Origin of the sequence: Pseudomonas sp. Ost2 (assembly GCF_018326065.1) — a bacterium.
Lineage (GTDB): Bacteria > Pseudomonadota > Gammaproteobacteria > Pseudomonadales > Pseudomonadaceae > Aquipseudomonas > Aquipseudomonas gingeri.
In genome coordinates, this window is record NZ_AP021904.1 from 6,628,091 (window position 1) to 6,645,000 (window position 16,910).

General features: G+C 57.7%; 12 protein-coding genes, 4 tRNA genes, 2 rRNA genes and 1 pseudogene (1 of these 19 cut by a window edge). All 19 read right to left on the bottom strand.

Features of this window, described 5'->3' with window-relative positions; genetic code table 11:
* Positions 1-81: 81 nt before the first annotated feature.
* Positions 82-4,281: a DNA-directed RNA polymerase subunit beta' gene (rpoC, locus tag KI243_RS29390; RefSeq protein WP_017123207.1), complete on the bottom strand. Its 4,200-nt coding sequence runs from the start codon at positions 4,279-4,281 to the stop codon at positions 82-84.
* 64 nt (positions 4,282-4,345) lie between these two features.
* Positions 4,346-8,419 (bottom strand): DNA-directed RNA polymerase subunit beta, encoded by a 4,074-nt coding sequence (gene rpoB, locus KI243_RS29395; protein ID WP_042934140.1) that lies wholly within the window; start codon positions 8,417-8,419, stop codon positions 4,346-4,348.
* A 220-nt stretch (positions 8,420-8,639) separates the two neighbouring features.
* Entirely contained in the window at positions 8,640-9,005 is a 366-nt protein-coding gene (rplL, locus tag KI243_RS29400) for a 50S ribosomal protein L7/L12 (RefSeq protein WP_017123209.1), read from the bottom strand.
* Between the two features lie 78 nt (positions 9,006-9,083).
* Positions 9,084-9,584, bottom strand: coding sequence for a 50S ribosomal protein L10 (gene rplJ, locus KI243_RS29405; protein ID WP_017123210.1), 501 nt, complete (start codon positions 9,582-9,584; stop codon positions 9,084-9,086).
* A gap of 198 nt (positions 9,585-9,782) precedes the next feature.
* On the bottom strand, positions 9,783-10,478 hold the full coding sequence (rplA, locus tag KI243_RS29410) for a 50S ribosomal protein L1 (protein WP_017123211.1): 696 nt from the start codon (positions 10,476-10,478) through the stop codon (positions 9,783-9,785).
* On the bottom strand, positions 10,478-10,909 hold the full coding sequence (rplK, locus tag KI243_RS29415) for a 50S ribosomal protein L11 (RefSeq protein ID WP_003176435.1): 432 nt from the start codon (positions 10,907-10,909) through the stop codon (positions 10,478-10,480). Before rplK ends, rplA begins: the two co-directional genes overlap by 1 nt.
* A gap of 117 nt (positions 10,910-11,026) precedes the next feature.
* Positions 11,027-11,560 carry a transcription termination/antitermination protein NusG gene (gene nusG / locus KI243_RS29420; RefSeq protein WP_010443972.1) on the bottom strand — a complete coding sequence of 178 codons (534 nt, stop codon included), beginning with the start codon at positions 11,558-11,560 and terminating at the stop codon, positions 11,027-11,029.
* Between the two features lie 9 nt (positions 11,561-11,569).
* Entirely contained in the window at positions 11,570-11,938 is a 369-nt protein-coding gene (gene secE, locus KI243_RS29425; RefSeq protein ID WP_017123213.1) for a preprotein translocase subunit SecE, read from the bottom strand.
* A gap of 45 nt (positions 11,939-11,983) precedes the next feature.
* A tRNA-Trp gene (locus KI243_RS29430) sits at positions 11,984-12,059 on the bottom strand.
* Between the two features lie 54 nt (positions 12,060-12,113).
* Complete coding sequence (tuf, locus tag KI243_RS29435) at positions 12,114-13,307, bottom strand: elongation factor Tu (protein ID WP_175653476.1); 1,194 nt, start codon at positions 13,305-13,307, stop codon at positions 12,114-12,116.
* An 86-nt stretch (positions 13,308-13,393) separates the two neighbouring features.
* Positions 13,394-13,469: transfer RNA gene (locus tag KI243_RS29440), tRNA-Thr, on the bottom strand.
* Between the two features lie 26 nt (positions 13,470-13,495).
* Positions 13,496-13,569, bottom strand: a tRNA-Gly gene (locus KI243_RS29445).
* Positions 13,570-13,595: 26 nt separating this feature from the next.
* Positions 13,596-13,680, bottom strand: a tRNA-Tyr gene (locus tag KI243_RS29450).
* A gap of 141 nt (positions 13,681-13,821) precedes the next feature.
* A complete protein-coding gene (locus KI243_RS29455; protein WP_212810186.1) occupies positions 13,822-14,268 on the bottom strand; it encodes a hypothetical protein in 447 nt (148 codons plus the stop codon).
* Between the two features lie 7 nt (positions 14,269-14,275).
* Entirely contained in the window at positions 14,276-15,025 is a 750-nt protein-coding gene (locus tag KI243_RS29460) for a pantothenate kinase (protein WP_177088671.1), read from the bottom strand.
* Positions 15,026-15,092: 67 nt separating this feature from the next.
* A pseudogene (locus KI243_RS33185) lies at positions 15,093-15,465 on the bottom strand (hypothetical protein); the annotation flags it as partial.
* Position 15,466: 1 nt separating this feature from the next.
* On the bottom strand, positions 15,467-15,973 hold the full coding sequence (locus tag KI243_RS33190) for a biotin--[acetyl-CoA-carboxylase] ligase (protein WP_348529712.1): 507 nt from the start codon (positions 15,971-15,973) through the stop codon (positions 15,467-15,469).
* A 227-nt stretch (positions 15,974-16,200) separates the two neighbouring features.
* A 5S ribosomal RNA gene (gene rrf, locus KI243_RS29470) occupies positions 16,201-16,316 on the bottom strand.
* A gap of 169 nt (positions 16,317-16,485) precedes the next feature.
* Positions 16,486-16,910 (bottom strand): 23S ribosomal RNA (locus KI243_RS29475) (it continues 2,467 nt past the right edge of the window).

Sequence of the window (16,910 nt, forward strand, 5' to 3'; positions counted from 1 at the left end):
CCCCTCCCCGTCCATCGCAACAAAAAATGTCGCGATGATCGGAAAAAGGCTACCAGGGCCTCGCTTTCACTGCCGCAGAACTCAGTTACCGCTCGAGTTCAGGGCTTCGGTCAGTGCAGCTTCCACTTCACTGGCGCTTACGCGCAACGGTTTGTCCAGTTCACGGCGACGCTTGCGCTCGCTGTGGTAGGCCAGACCGGTACCGGCCGGGATCAGACGACCCACGACCACGTTTTCCTTCAGGCCGCGCAGGTAATCGCGCTTGCCGGTAACGGCCGCTTCGGTCAGTACGCGGGTGGTCTCTTGGAAAGAGGCCGCGGAGATGAACGATTCGGTCGACAACGACGCCTTGGTGATACCCAGCAACACGCGAGTGAACTTGGACACGAACTTGTCTTCGGTCGCCAGGCGCTCGTTTTCCACCAGTACGTGAGTCAGTTCCATCTGGTCGCCCTTGATGAAGCTGGAGTCGCCGGATTCGGCGATCTCAACTTTACGCAGCATCTGACGCAGGATGGTCTCGATGTGCTTGTCGTTGATCTTCACGCCTTGCAGACGGTAAACGTCCTGGATCTCGTTGACGATGTACTTGGCCAGCGCACTCACACCCAGCAGACGCAGGATGTCGTGTGGATCGCTCGGACCGTCGGAGATAACTTCGCCGCGGTTCACTTGTTCGCCTTCGAAGACGTTCAGGTGACGCCACTTCGGAATCAGCTCTTCGTACGGATCGCTGCCGTCGTTCGGGGTAATGACCAGACGACGCTTGCCCTTGGTCTCTTTACCGAACGCGATGGTGCCGCTGACTTCAGCCAGAATCGAGGCTTCTTTCGGACGACGGGCTTCGAACAGGTCGGCAACACGCGGCAGACCACCGGTGATGTCACGGGTCTTCGAAGTCTCTTGCGGAATACGAGCGATAACGTCACCGATCGCGATCCGCGCACCGTCCGCAACACCGACCAGGGCGTTGGCTGGCAGGAAGTACTGAGCGATTACGTCAGTGCCTGGCAGCAACAGATCCTTGCCGTTGTCGTCGACCATCTTCACCGCAGGACGGATGTCCTTGCCGGCTGCCGGACGGTCTTTCGCATCGAGCACTTCAATGTTGGTCATACCGGTCAATTCGTCGGTCTGACGCTTGATCGTGATGCCTTCTTCCATGCCCACGTAGGTCACGGTACCTTTCATTTCGGTAACGATCGGGTGAGTGTGCGGATCCCACTTGGCCACGATGGCGCCAGCGTCGACCTTGTCACCCTCTTTAACCGAAATCACCGCACCGTACGGCAGCTTGTAGCGCTCGCGCTCACGACCGTAGTCGTCGGCGATTGCCAGCTCACCGGAACGGGACACCGCAACCAGGTGACCATCGACACGCTCAACGTGCTTCAGGTTGTGCAGACGGACAGTACCGCCATTCTTCACCTGAACGCTGTCGGCTGCCGAGGTCCGGCTTGCCGCACCACCGATGTGGAACGTACGCATGGTCAGCTGGGTACCCGGCTCACCGATGGACTGGGCAGCGATAACGCCGACCGCTTCACCGATGTTCACCTGGTGACCACGAGCCAGGTCGCGACCGTAGCACTTGGCGCAGATGCCGTAGCGGGTTTCACAGCTGATTGGCGAGCGCACGATCACTTCGTCGATGCTGTTCAGCTCGATGAATTCAACCCACTTCTCGTCGACCAGGGTGCCAGCAGGAACGATGACGTCCTCGGTACCCGGCTTGAATACGTCACGGGCGATGACTCGACCCAGAACGCGTTCACCCAGCGGCTCTACAACGTCGCCGCCTTCGATGTGCGGAGTCATCAGCAGGCCGTGCTCGGTACCACAGTCGATCTCGGTCACGACCAGGTCTTGTGCAACGTCCACCAGACGACGGGTCAGGTAACCGGAGTTCGCGGTTTTCAACGCGGTATCCGCCAGACCCTTACGAGCACCGTGAGTCGAGATGAAGTACTGGAGTACGCTCAGGCCTTCACGGAAGTTCGCGGTAATCGGCGTTTCGATGATGGAGCCGTCCGGCTTGGCCATCAGGCCACGCATACCGGCCAGCTGACGGATCTGCGCAGCAGAACCCCGTGCACCCGAGTCGGCCATCATGTACATCGAGTTGAAGGACTCCTGGTCGACTTCGACACCATGACGGTCGATGACCTTCTCTTTCGAGAGGTTGGCCATCATCGCCTTGGAGACTTCGTCGTTCGCCTTGGACCACAAGTCGATTACTTTGTTGTACTTCTCGCCCTGGGTTACCAGGCCGGAGGCGTACTGACTTTCGATCTCTTTCACTTCGTCGGTGGCAGCACCGATGATGCGGGCTTTTTCATCCGGGATAACGAAGTCGTTAACACCGATGGAAACGCCGGAAATGGTCGAATAGGCAAAACCGGTGTACATCAACTGGTCAGCGAAGATCACGGTCTCTTTCAGACCAACCACGCGGTAGCACTGGTTGATCAGCTTGGAGATCGCCTTCTTCTTCATCGGCAGGTTGACGACGTCGAACGACAGACCTTTCGGAACCACCTGGAACAGCAGCGCACGGCCGACAGTGGTGTCGACGATACGGGTGTTCTGGACGCTGCCGCCATCACGGTCGTTCACGGTTTCAGTGATACGAACCTTGATCTTGGCGTGCAGCGCGGCTTCGCCGGCGCGGAATACGCGGTCGACTTCCTGCAGGTCCGCGAAGATACGACCTTCGCCCTTGGCGTTGATCGCTTCACGGGTCATGTAGTACAGACCCAATACAACGTCCTGCGACGGAACGATGATCGGCTCACCGTTGGCTGGCGACAGGATGTTGTTGGTCGACATCATCAACGCACGCGCTTCCAGCTGGGCTTCCAGTGTCAGCGGTACGTGCACGGCCATCTGGTCGCCGTCGAAGTCGGCGTTGTACGCAGCACAGACCAGAGGGTGCAGCTGGATAGCCTTGCCTTCGATCAGTACCGGTTCAAACGCCTGGATACCCAGACGGTGAAGGGTCGGTGCACGGTTGAGCAGTACGGGGTGTTCGCGAATCACTTCGGCGAGAACGTCCCAGACCTCTGGCAGCTCGCGCTCGACCATCTTCTTGGCGGCCTTGATGGTGGTCGCCAGACCACGCATTTCCAGCTTGCCGAAAATGAACGGTTTGAACAGCTCGAGGGCCATCTTCTTCGGCAGACCGCACTGGTGCAGACGCAGGGTCGGGCCTACGGTAATTACCGAACGACCGGAGTAGTCAACACGCTTACCGAGCAGGTTCTGACGGAAACGACCCTGCTTACCCTTGATCATGTCAGCCAGGGATTTCAGAGGACGCTTGTTCGAACCGGTGATGGCACGACCGCGACGACCGTTGTCCAGCAGGGCGTCCACAGCTTCCTGCAGCATGCGCTTTTCGTTGCGCACGATGATGTCGGGAGCGGACAGGTCCAGCAGACGCTTCAAACGGTTGTTACGGTTGATCACCCGACGATACAGATCGTTGAGGTCGGAAGTCGCGAAGCGGCCGCCATCCAGTGGAACCAGTGGACGCAGGTCTGGCGGCAGAACCGGCAGAACGGTCAACACCATCCACTCAGGCAGGTTGCCGGAGCCCTGGAAGGCCTCCATCAACTTCAGGCGCTTGGACAGCTTCTTGATCTTGGTTTCCGAGTTGGTTTGCGGAATTTCTTCGCGCAGACGGCCAATCTCGTGTTCCAGGTCGATCGCGTGCAGCAGTTCGCGGACAGCTTCGGCACCCATGCGGGCGTCGAAGTCGTCACCGAACTCTTCGAGGGCTTCGAAGTACTGCTCGTCGTTCAGCAGCTGGCCTTTTTCAAGGGTGGTCATGCCCGGGTCGATAACGACATAGCTCTCGAAGTAGAGAACGCGTTCGATATCACGCAGGGTCATGTCCATCAGCAGGCCGATACGGCTCGGCAGGGACTTCAGGAACCAGATGTGGGCAACCGGCGAAGCCAGCTCGATGTGCGCCATGCGCTCACGACGAACCTTGGCCAGCGCGACTTCAACGCCGCACTTCTCGCAGATCACACCACGGTGCTTCAAGCGCTTGTACTTACCGCACAGGCACTCGTAATCCTTTACCGGGCCAAAGATCTTGGCGCAGAACAGGCCGTCACGCTCTGGTTTGAACGTACGGTAGTTGATGGTTTCCGGCTTTTTAACTTCACCGAACGACCACGAACGGATCATCTCAGGCGATGCCAATCCGATACGGATGGCGTCGAACTCTTCGACTTGACCCTGGTTTTTCAGCAAATTCAGTAGGTCTTTCAAGGCCTTTCCTCCTGGCGGAGCAGAGAGCGGGCAGTGCTGCCCCGCTCTCGATTCGCGTCACGTGTTATTCGGTTTCCAGATCGATATCGATGCCGAGGGAACGAATTTCCTTGATCAACACGTTGAAGGACTCGGGCATGCCCGGCTCCATACGGTGATCGCCGTCCACGATGTTTTTGTACATCTTGGTCCGACCGTTCACATCGTCCGACTTCACTGTGAGCATTTCTTGCAGAGTGTATGCGGCACCGTATGCTTCCAGTGCCCAGACCTCCATCTCCCCGAAACGCTGACCACCGAACTGCGCCTTACCACCCAGCGGCTGCTGGGTAACCAGGCTGTACGAACCGGTAGAACGAGCGTGCATCTTGTCGTCTACCAAGTGGTTCAGCTTCAGCATGTACATGTAGCCAACGGTAACCGGACGCTCGAACTTGTTGCCGGTACGACCATCGAACAGTTGCATCTGGCCGCTTTCCGGCAGGTCTGCCAGTTTCAGCATGGCCTTGATTTCAACTTCCTTGGCACCGTCGAATACCGGAGTAGCCATTGGCACGCCAGCTCGCAGGTTCTTCGCCAGATCCAGGATTTCCTGGTCGGAGAAGGTGTCCAGCTCTTCGTTGCGACCGCCGATCTCGTTGTAGATCTCGTGCAGGAACTTGCGCAGGTCAGCAACCTTGCGCTGCTCCTCGATCATACGGTTGATCTTCTCGCCCAGACCTTTGGCCGCGAGGCCCAGGTGGGTTTCAAGGATCTGACCGACGTTCATACGCGATGGTACGCCCAGCGGGTTGAGAACGACGTCGACCGGGGTGCCATTGGCATCGTGCGGCATGTCTTCAACCGGCATGATCACAGAGACCACACCCTTGTTACCGTGACGACCGGCCATCTTGTCGCCCGGCTGAATGCGACGACGGATTGCCAGGTAGACCTTGACGATCTTCAGTACGCCCGGAGCCAGGTCATCGCCTTGCTGCAGCTTGCGCTTCTTGTCTTCGAACTTGTCGTCCAGCAGACGGCGGCGATCGACGATGTAGGCCTGGGCCTTCTCGAGCTGCTCGTTCAGGGCGTCTTCAGCCATGCGCAGCTTGAACCACTGGCCGTGCTCAAGACCGTCGAGGATCTCGTTGGTGATCTCCTGGCCTTTCTTCAGACCGGCGCCGCCTTCGGCGGTGTGACCGACCAGGGCGGAACGCAGACGTTCGAAAGTCGCGCCTTCAACGATACGGAACTCTTCGTTGAGGTCCTTGCGGATCTCGTCGAGCTGGCTCTTCTCGATGGACAGGGCACGGCTGTCGCGCTCAACGCCATCGCGGGTGAAGACCTGTACGTCGATGACAGTACCCTTGGTGCCGGTCGGCACGCGCAGGGAGGTGTCTTTGACGTCGCTGGCCTTCTCACCGAAGATCGCACGCAGCAGTTTTTCTTCCGGAGTCAGTTGGGTCTCGCCTTTCGGAGTGACCTTACCGACCAGGATGTCGCCAGGGCCGACTTCGGCGCCGACGTAGACGATACCGGCTTCGTCCAGCTTGTTCAGTGCGGCTTCACCCACGTTCGGGATGTCCGCAGTGATTTCCTCTGGGCCAAGCTTGGTGTCACGGGCCACACAGGTCAGTTCCTGGATGTGGATCGTGGTGAAGCGGTCTTCCTGAACAACGCGCTCCGACAGGCAGATGGAGTCTTCGAAGTTGAAGCCGTTCCACGCCATGAAGGCGATGCGCATGTTCTGACCCAGTGCCAGTTCACCCATGTCGGTGGACGGGCCGTCGGCCATGATGTCGCTGCGCTGAACGCGATCACCCTTGCTCACCAGCGGACGCTGGTTGATGCAGGTGTTCTGGTTCGAGCGGGTGTATTTGGTCAGGTTGTAGATGTCGACACCGGCTTCGCCCGGTTCAACTTCGTCATCGGCAACACGGACCACGATACGGCTGGCATCGACGGAGTCGATCACGCCGCCACGACGAGCCACGACGCAAACGCCGGAGTCACGGGCAACGTTGCGCTCCATGCCGGTACCTACCAGCGGCTTGTCGGCGCGCAGGGTCGGTACAGCCTGACGCTGCATGTTCGAACCCATCAACGCACGGTTGGCGTCGTCGTGCTCGAGGAACGGAATCAGCGACGCGGCGACCGAAACTACCTGCTTCGGCGAAACGTCCATCAGGGTGACGTCTTCCGGCGCCTTGACGGTGAATTCGTTCAGGTGACGAACAGCTACCAGCTCGTCGATCAGGACTTTCTTGTCGTTCATCGTGGCCGAAGCCTGAGCGATCACGTGATCGGCTTCTTCGATGGCGGACAGGAACACGATCTCGTCGGTGACCAGAGCGTCTTTCACCACGCGGTACGGGCTCTCGAGGAAGCCGTACTGGTTGGTGCGCGCATAAGCGGCCAGGGAGTTGATCAGACCGATGTTCGGACCTTCCGGCGTTTCGATCGGGCAGACACGACCGTAGTGCGTCGGGTGTACGTCACGAACTTCGAAGCCTGCGCGCTCACGGGTCAGACCGCCCGGGCCGAGTGCGGAGACACGGCGCTTGTGCGTGATCTCGGACAGCGGGTTGTTCTGGTCCATGAACTGCGACAGCTGGCTGGAACCGAAGAACTCCTTCACCGCGGCCGCGACCGGCTTGGCGTTGATCAGGTCTTGCGGCATCAGGCCTTCGCTTTCGGCCATCGACAGACGTTCCTTGACCGCACGCTCGACGCGCACCAGGCCAACACGGAACTGGTTCTCGGCCATTTCGCCTACGCAGCGAACACGGCGGTTACCCAGGTGGTCGATGTCGTCGACGATGCCCTTGCCGTTACGGATGTCGACCAGGGTCTTCAGTACCGCGACGATGTCTTCCTTGCACAGCACGCCCGAACCTTCGATCTCGGTACGACCGATACGACGGTTGAACTTCATCCGGCCGACGGCAGACAGGTCATAACGCTCAGGGCTGAAGAACAGGTTGTTGAACAGGGTCTCGGCGGCATCCTTGGTCGGTGGCTCACCAGGACGCATCATGCGATAGATCTCGACCAGCGCTTCCAGTTGGTTGCTGGTGGAGTCGATCTTCAGCGTGTCGGAGATGAACGGACCGCAGTCGATGTCGTTGGTGTACAGCGTCTCGATGCGAACAACCTGGGCCTTGGCGATTTTCGCCAGGATCTCGGTGTTCAGCTCGGTGTTGCACTCTGCCAGGATTTCGCCGGTAGCCGGATGCACGATGACCTTGGCGGTAGTGCGACCCAGGACGTAGTCCAGTGGCACTTCCAGCTCTTTGATCCCGGCTTTTTCCAGCTGGTTGATGTGGCGAGCGGTGATACGACGACCCTGCTCGACAATAACCTTGCCTTTGTCGTCCTGGATATCGAGGACCGCGATCTCACCGCGCAGGCGCTGAGGCACCAGCTCCAGGCTCAGGGTCTCGCCCTTAACGTGGAATACGTTGGTGGTGTAGAACGCGTCGAGAACTTCTTCGGTCCCATAACCCAGCGCGCGCAGCAGCACGGAAGCCGGCAGCTTGCGGCGACGGTCGATACGGACGAACACGCAGTCTTTCGGGTCGAACTCGAAGTCCAGCCACGAACCGCGGTACGGAATGATCCGCGCGGAGTACAGCAGTTTGCCGGAGCTGTGCGTCTTGCCGCGGTCGTGGTCGAAGAACACGCCCGGGGAACGGTGCAGCTGGGAAACGATTACACGCTCGGTACCGTTGATTACGAAGGTACCGTTCTCAGTCATCAGGGGGATTTCACCCATGTAGACTTCTTGCTCTTTGATGTCCTTGATCGCTTTGTTCGACGATTCTTTGTCGAAAATGATCAGGCGCACTTTCACCCGCAGCGGAACCGCATAGGTCACGCCGCGCAATACGCATTCCTTGACATCAAAGGCCGGTTCGCCCAGACGATAGCCAACGTACTCCAGAGCAGCGTTGCCGGAGTAGCTGATGATCGGGAAAACGGATTTGAAGGCCGCATGCAGACCGACGTCACGGAACTGGTCCTTGGTCGCGCCCGCCTGCAAGAATTCGCGATACGAATCCAGCTGGATAGCCAGGAGGTACGGTACGTCCATGACGTCCGGCAACTTGCTAAAGTCCTTGCGGATACGTTTTTTCTCAGTATATGAGTAAGCCATCAGCGTTCCCCAGCTTGGTCACCTGCTTGTTTGGCCTCTCCCGACGGGAGCAGCCAGAAAATCGTGCAAACCCCTTGGTTTGCGCCACCGCATCGGGTGGTTGAAGCACGTTAGAGGCGCCGGCCGAGCCGGTCGCCAATAACGGAAAAAGGCCGGTGGCAAGAGCCACCAGCCATCAGCCTGTCGCTTAACGCTCGGGCTGGAGACGCACAGTCGAAAGTTACTTAACTTCGACGTCAGCGCCTGCTTCTTTCAGCGCGGCAGCAGCTTTGTCAGCGGCGCCTTTGTCAACACCTTCCAGGATGACCTGAGGAGCGGTGTCAACCTTTTCCTTGGCTTCTTTCAGACCCAGACCGGTCAGTTCACGTACAGCCTTGATGACGTTGACTTTCTTCTCGCCAGCGGCTTTCAGAACAACGTTGAACTCGGTTTGTTCTTCAACAACGGCAGCAGCAACAGCTGGGCCAGCCGAAGCGGCAGCAGCGGAAACGCCGAAGGTTTCTTCCATTGCCTTGATCAGCTCAACAACTTCCAGAACGGTTTTCTGGCCGATTGCTTCGATGATTTGTTCGTTAGTCAGAGACATGACTCAATTCCTGAATTGGGGGACAGCCTGTACGGCCATCGAAATAAACAAAATACGCGAGAAAGGAAATGCTCAGCCTCAGGCTGCGGCAGCTTCTTTCTGCTCGCGGATTGCCGCCAGAGTACGAGCCAGTTTGCTGGTAGCGCCTTGAATCACGCTCATCAGCTGGGAAATGGCTTCGTCACGGGTTGGCAAGCTTGCCAGCACGTCGATCTGGTTCGCTGCGAGGAACTTGCCCTCGAACGCAGCTGCCTTGATCTCGAACTTGTCCTGACCCTTGGCGAACTCTTTGAAAATACGGGCAGCAGCGCCCGGATGATCCTTGGAGAACGCAATCAGGGTAGGGCCGGTGAACACGTCGTTGAGAACACTGTATTCAGTGTCAGCAACAGCGCGCTTGAGCAGGGTGTTACGTACAACACGTACGTATACGCCAGCTTCACGAGCCTCTTTACGGAGTCCGGTCATTGCGCCTACTGTTACGCCACGGGCATCAGCCACGACAGCGGACAGAGCGACTTTGGCAGCCTCGTTGACTTCAGCGACGATGGCCTTCTTGTCTTCGAGATTAATTGCCACGGGTTCAACTCCTGCTTGTTACCGTTTCATCTGGCCGAAGCCGGATGTCGTTTTGGTGTCTGATTCGGTAAGGAACCGGGAGCACCATCTGCGTAGGCTTGTGGTTTAAGGCTTGCGCCGCCTACGGTCTTGGATAGCCCCCGCCAGGCAGGGACCCCAATCTTTCAATGGGTGCAATCGCTTGCACCCACTTTTGTCTTACGCGTCCAGCGAGCTCTGGTCGATGACCAGACCTGGGCCCATGGTGGTGCTCAGGGTAACGCGCTTGACGTAGATACCTTTCGAGGAAGCTGGCTTGATACGCTTCAGGTCGGCGATCAGGGCTTCAACGTTTTCCTTCAGCTTGACGGCATCGAAGCCGACCTTGCCAACGGAAGTGTGGATAATGCCGTTTTTGTCGGTGCGATAACGAACCTGACCAGCCTTGGCGTTCTTGACCGCGCCGGCTACGTCTGGAGTTACGGTACCGACTTTAGGGTTAGGCATCAGGCCACGTGGACCGAGGATCTGACCCAGTTGACCTACAACACGCATTGCGTCCGGGGAAGCAATGACCACGTCATAGTTCAGGTCGCCGCCTTTCATTTCGGCAGCCAGGTCGTCCATGCCAACGCGATCGGCGCCGGCAGCCAGAGCAGCTTCGGCAGCTGGACCCTGGGTGAACACGGCAACACGAACGGTCTTGCCAGTGCCGTGTGGCAGCACGGTAGCGCTACGTACGACCTGGTCGGATTTACGTGGGTCAACGCCCAGGTTTACAGCAACGTCAACGGACTCGCTGAACTTGACAGTCGACAGCTCGGTCAGCAGAGCGGCGGCGTCTACAAAGTTGTAGGCCTTGCCTGCTTCGATTTTGCCGGCGATAGCCTTTTGGCGCTTGGTCAGCTTAGCCATTACACACCCTCCACGTTAAGGCCCATGCTACGAGCAGAACCGGCGATGGTACGCACGGCTGCATCCATATCAGCTGCAGTCAGATCCGCGTTTTTGGTCTTCGCGATTTCTTCCAGCTGAGCACGGGTCACGGTGCCAACCTTAACGGTGTTAGGACGAGCAGAACCGCTGGTCAGGCCAGCAGCTTTCTTCAACAGAACCGAAGCCGGGGTCGACTTGGTTTCGAAAGTGAAGCTACGGTCGCTGTAGACAGTGATGATCACTGGAGTCGGCAGACCTGGCTCAAGACCCTGGGTACGGGCGTTGAAGGCCTTGCAGAATTCCATGATGTTCACGCCGTGCTGACCCAGAGCTGGACCGACGGGTGGGCTAGGGTTGGCCTGAGCGGCCTTCACTTGCAGCTTGATGTAAGCGGTAATCTTCTTGGCCATGAGGCACTCCAATTACGGGTTCGAACGCCTCGAAAGGCTCCCCGGTTACTTGCGCGTTTATCCCAGTGACGACAAAACCCCACAGCCTAGGGCTGTGGGGTTGGGATGCTTGCTCAGCTAGACCTTTTCGACCTGACTGAACTCCAACTCTACCGGAGTAGAGCGACCGAAAATGAGCACCGCGACCTGGATCCGGCTCTTCTCGTAGTTAACTTCTTCGACCGTGCCGTTGAAATCTGCGAACGGACCGTCGGTAACACGTACCACTTCGCCCGGCTCGAACAACGTCTTCGGCTTCGGCTTGTCGCTACCATCAGCGACACGACGCAGAATGGCCTCGGCCTCTTTGTCGGTGATCGGTGCAGGCTTGTCGGCGGTACCGCCAATAAAGCCCATCACCCGAGGAGTATCCTTGACCAAGTGCCAAGTCCCCTCGTTCATATCCATCTGTACCAGCACGTAACCAGGGAAGAACTTGCGTTCGCTTTTGCGTTTCTGGCCATTACGCATTTCCACTACTTCTTCAGTAGGGACCAGAATTTCGCCGAAGCCATCTTCCATGCCTGCCAGCTTTACCCGCTCGATCAACGAGCGCATGACATGCTTCTCGTAACCCGAGTAAGCATGCACAACGTACCAACGCTTAGCCACGGGACACCCTTAGCCAACAATCAAGGAAACAAGCCAGCCGAGCAGGGAATCGAGCCCCCACAACAGCAACGCCATAACCAGCACCACAGCCACGACAATCAACGTGGTCTGCGTGGTTTCTTGGCGAGTCGGCCATACGACTTTACGGATTTCGGTGCGAGCTTCCTTGGCCAGTACAAAGAACGACTTGCCTTTGGCGGTCTGCAGGCCTACAAAGGCAGCTACAGCAGCAATGACAAGCAGAGCGAGTACACGGTACAGGATCGGCGAACCAGCGTAGTACTGGTTGCCAACAACACCAATCACCACCAGAGCGACTACAACGAGCCACTTGAGAAGATCGAAGCGAGAGCCTTGGGCTTCAGTGTTGGAGGTCATCTAAGAGGATCCTGTGAAAAGAAAGCCAGACACACCGAGTGAATCTGGCAGGTCAGGAGGGAATCGAACCCCCAACCTACGGTTTTGGAGACCGTCGCTCTGCCAATTGAGCTACTGACCTAAAACTTGAATCAGGCCGACCATTATGTCGGCCTGAGAGAGGTATTTCAACTACTTATTCGATTACTTTTGCTACGACGCCGGCGCCGACGGTACGACCGCCTTCACGGATAGCGAAACGCAGGCCGTCTTCCATCGCGATGGTCTTGATCAGAGTGACAGTCATCTGGATGTTGTCACCTGGCATTACCATTTCAACGCCTTCTGGCAGCTCGCAGTTACCAGTCACGTCAGTAGTACGGAAGTAGAACTGTGGACGGTAGCCTTTGAAGAACGGAGTATGACGACCGCCTTCTTCCTTGCTCAGAACGTAAACTTCTGCGGTGAACTTGGTATGCGGCTTGACCGAACCCGGCTTGACCAGAACCTGGCCACGCTCAACGTCGTCACGCTTGGTACCACGCAGCAGAACGCCGCAGTTCTCGCCAGCACGACCTTCGTCGAGCAGTTTGCGGAACATTTCAACACCGGTGCAGGTGGTGGTGGTGGTGTCACGCAGACCAACGATTTCCAGTGGATCCTGGACGCGAACGATACCACGCTCGATACGGCCAGTTACCACGGTACCGCGACCGGAGATCGAGAACACGTCTTCGATTGGCATCAGGAACGGCTTGTCGATAGCGCGCTCTGGCTCCGGGATGTAGCTGTCCAGAGTTTCTACCAGTTTCTTGACGGCAGTGGTGCCCATCTCGTTGTCGTCTTTGCCTTCCAGCGCCATACGAGCCGAACCGATGATGATTGGAGTGTCATCACCTGGGAAGTCGTAGGTGCTCAGCAGGTCGCGAACTTCCATCTCGACCAGTTCCAGCAGCTCTGCGTCGTCTACCAGGTCAGCCTTGTTCAGGAAAACCACGATGTACGGAACGCCTACCTGACGGGACAGCAGGATGTGCTCACGGGTTTGTGGCATCGGACCATCGGCGGCCGAGCAAACCAGGATCGCGCCGTCCATCTGGGCAGCACCGGTGATCATGTTCTTCACGTAGTCAGCGTGACCTGGGCAGTCAACGTGAGCGTAGTGACGCACAGCCGAATCGTATTCAACGTGAGCGGTGTTGATGGTGATACCGCGAGCTTTTTCTTCCGGGGCACTGTCGATCTTGTCGAACTCGACCTTGGCCGAACCGAAAACCTCGGAGCAGACACGGGTCAGCGCAGCAGTCAGAGTGGTCTTACCGTGGTCGACATGACCAATGGTGCCAACGTTGACGTGCGGCTTATTACGTTCGAACTTTTCCTTAGCCATCGAAATCACCCTTAGGAGAAGAATTGAGCAAGCTACATCGACCATTAAAACAAAGGCAGATATTCTCATATCTGCCTTGTTATATATGGAGCTCTTGAGCGGATTTGAACCGCTGACCTCACCCTTACCAAGGGTGTGCTCTACCAACTGAGCTACAAGAGCGAAACACTTTGCACAAACAGCAAACTTGGAGCGGGTAGCGGGAATCGAACCCGCATCATCAGCTTGGAAGGCTGAGGTTCTACCACTAAACTATACCCGCGGAGCTTGCTGCTTCCGCTGAAATTATGGTGGAGGGAGAAGGATTCGAACCTTCGAAGTCTGAGACGTCAGATTTACAGTCTGATCCCTTTGGCCGCTCGGGAACCCCTCCAATCGAGGCGCATTCTACATCATGCTGAACCTCTGTCAAGCAATTTCTCATTTAAAAATATGAGGTTAGCTGCGTTGACCTCGCTTCCCAGCCAGTCCCTCAAGAGGTGTTCACTGCGAAGCGGGCGCCATTCTATGCAAACTATTCGGCAGTTGCAATGCCTTCGCACAACATTATTTTATGTTTTAACTCATTGAATTCTTTAGCAAGATTCTGCAGAAGGGCGTCATCCAGCAAATGCCGGCTTTCGGGTGCGATACGCAGCCAATAGCCCGCGGAATCCGGAACATTCACCCGCTGTACACGCGCCTTGATATCCATTCCCTGCAGGCGCTGCTGAATCGACTGGGCGACATCCTGGCGTGCCACCCCTCCCAGATACAGGCACTCGGACTCCTCTTCCTGGTCCCTGGCGGCGGTTTTGCGCGCCCCGGCGTTATCCGACTCGCTCAACAACTGGATATCCTGGTGCGCACTGCGATAAAGCGACAGAGGAGCCACCTCCTTCGCCCTCAGTGGCACCTCCTGCTGATGCCAGACGTAATAGACACCATTGAGTACCAGCAACAACAGAAACAACCAACGCATAGAAACCTCAGCTCAACGGGCAGGCAATGGCCAGGCCGACAAATACCAGATCAGGCACCCACCTGGCTCCGGGAACAACCTCGCTGACCAATGCCGCGTCGCCTCCGGTGAGGAATACCCTGAAGTCATCCCCCCAGTACTCGCGAGCCTGCTCCAATTGGGTAAGGACAAAACCCCGGAGCATCAACAGACAGCCGCGCTCCACCGCCTCGACGGTTTCCTGCCCGGGCGCCAGGCTGGCCAGCGCAAGCTCGGCGGCCACATCGTCATAGCGGATCCGCCGAGTATGGGTACGCAACTGGTTACGCATCAACTGCATTCCAGGACAAATGAAGCCACCCAGGTGCAGGCCGTCCTCGGCGACGAAATCCGCGGTGACCGCCGTGCCGAAATCCAGCACCAGGCACGGCCCACCGGCCAGCCGGAAACCACCGAGCAAGGCCAGCCAGCGATCAAGCCCCAAGCGCTCAGGATCTTTGTAACCATTGCGCACACCCGCCATTTCTTCCGCGGGCTGCGCACACGCCACCTCGATGCCAAAGGCATCGACAAGCGCCGCGACCAGACGATCCGTTTCCTCTTCGGTACGCACACTGACCAGGCGACACCACGCCAACTTCAACGTGGAACCCTCACGCAATCGCTGCAGCAGCATCTGGTCGGAGTCGACGACACCACCAGCGACCACTTCTTCACCATCGGCCAGAATGACGCGCCACTTGATAAAGCTGTTACCGCAGTCGAGCTCAAGAATCATTGCGCAACCTCAAGCTGAGCTCGCCACCGCTGAACACTTTCTCGACACCGGCAACCTTCAGGCGAAGCGCGCCCTGCTGGTCAATGCCGAGCACCGTGCCATCGATCACGTTGGCGCCAGCGACCAGGGAAACCTCCCGCCCCTGCCAGAGATGATTCTGCTCCCACTCCGCCTGTATCGCAGAAAAGCCCGATGCCTGATGCCGCTGCAGATAATCCTGAAGCTTCTCGCTCAAGGATGCGATCACCTGATTGCGGTCCACCGCGCGCCCCGTCTCGAGCCTGGCGGATGTCCATTGCTGATCAACCTGATCGGCGACCTGCATGTTGACGTTGATACCGATGCCCAGCACAACGTGACAGACATCCGCCGGGTCCCCGACCAGCTCCAGCAGGATACCAGCGATTTTCCGGCCACCTACCAGGACATCGTTCGGCCATTTCAGGCCCGCCCCGGGATACCCAGCTCCCGCAGGGCGTGCAACACCGCGAGGCCCACCACCAGGCTCAAACCCTCGAGCTGACGCATGCCGCCATCGACCCTGAGCAACAGGCTGTAATAGATATTCTCGGCGAATGGACTGACCCACTGGCGTCCGCGACGACCACGGCCTGCCGTCTGCCGTTCGGCCACGACAACAAAGGGCGCAGGAGCAGCACGCTCGACCAGGCGCAACGCTTCGGCGTTGGTCGAGTCGATCGACTCATAGACATGTACCGGCCAGGCCGGCGATGACCTGGCGGCGGCGATAGCCTGCTGATCAAGCAGCACCAGGGGAGAGGCCAACTGATAACCACGACCACGCACCTTGTGGATCGATAGCCCCAGTTCGGCCTCTAACTGCTGAAGCTGCTTCCAGACAGCGCTGCGACTGACGCCCAACGCCGCCCCAAGCGCCTCGCCAGAGTGAAATCGACCATCTTTCAGGAGTTTTAACAACGTCAGCATGCAGGTCTCGCCTCACAATGAGGCACGCATGATAGCCATGAGCCGGAGCCTTGCATACTGCGGGGACGCCGCAGAGACAGCCTCATCCCCGCCCCCTGTGGGAGCCGGCTTGCCGGCGATGGCGGCCGCCAGATCCCCACAGGGCTCAAGGACCTCCTCGTTGCGAGTTTTCCGCGGCACAAAAACAAAACCCCAACTGCTTTCGCAATTGGGGTTTCGGAATTTAATCTTGACGATGACCTACTCTCACATGGGGAAACCCCACACTACCATCGGCGATGCATCGTTTCACTGCTGAGTTCGGGATGGGATCAGGTGGTTCCAATGCTCTATGGTCGTCAAGAAATTCGGGTACCGAGTCGTGGCCTTGAGGCCGCGCTTCAGCAAATCGGGTATGTGATCGATATTCGGTGTTTTGTGAGCCGCAAACTTTCGGTTCGTTTCGTCTTCATACACCGCAATCTGGTCTCTTTCGCCTTTCAGCTCAAAGCAGCAGATTGCTTGGGTGTTATATGGTCAAGCCTCACGGGCAATTAGTACAGGTTAGCTCAACGCCTCACAGCGCTTACACACCCTGCCTATCAACGTCGTAGTCTTCGACGGCCCTTCAGGGAACTCAAGGTTCCAGTGAGATCTCATCTTGAGGCAAGTTTCCCGCTTAGATGCTTTCAGCGGTTATCTTTTCCGAACATAGCTACCCGGCAATGCCACTGGCGTGACAACCGGAACACCAGAGGTTCGTCCACTCCGGTCCTCTCGTACTAGGAGCAGCCCCTCTCAAATCTCAAACGTCCACGGCAGATAGGGACCGAACTGTCTCACGACGTTCTAAACCCAGCTCGCGTACCACTTTAAATGGCGAACAGCCATACCCTTGGGACCGGCTTCAGCCCCAGGATGTGATGAGCCGACATCGAGGTGCCAAACACCGCCGTCG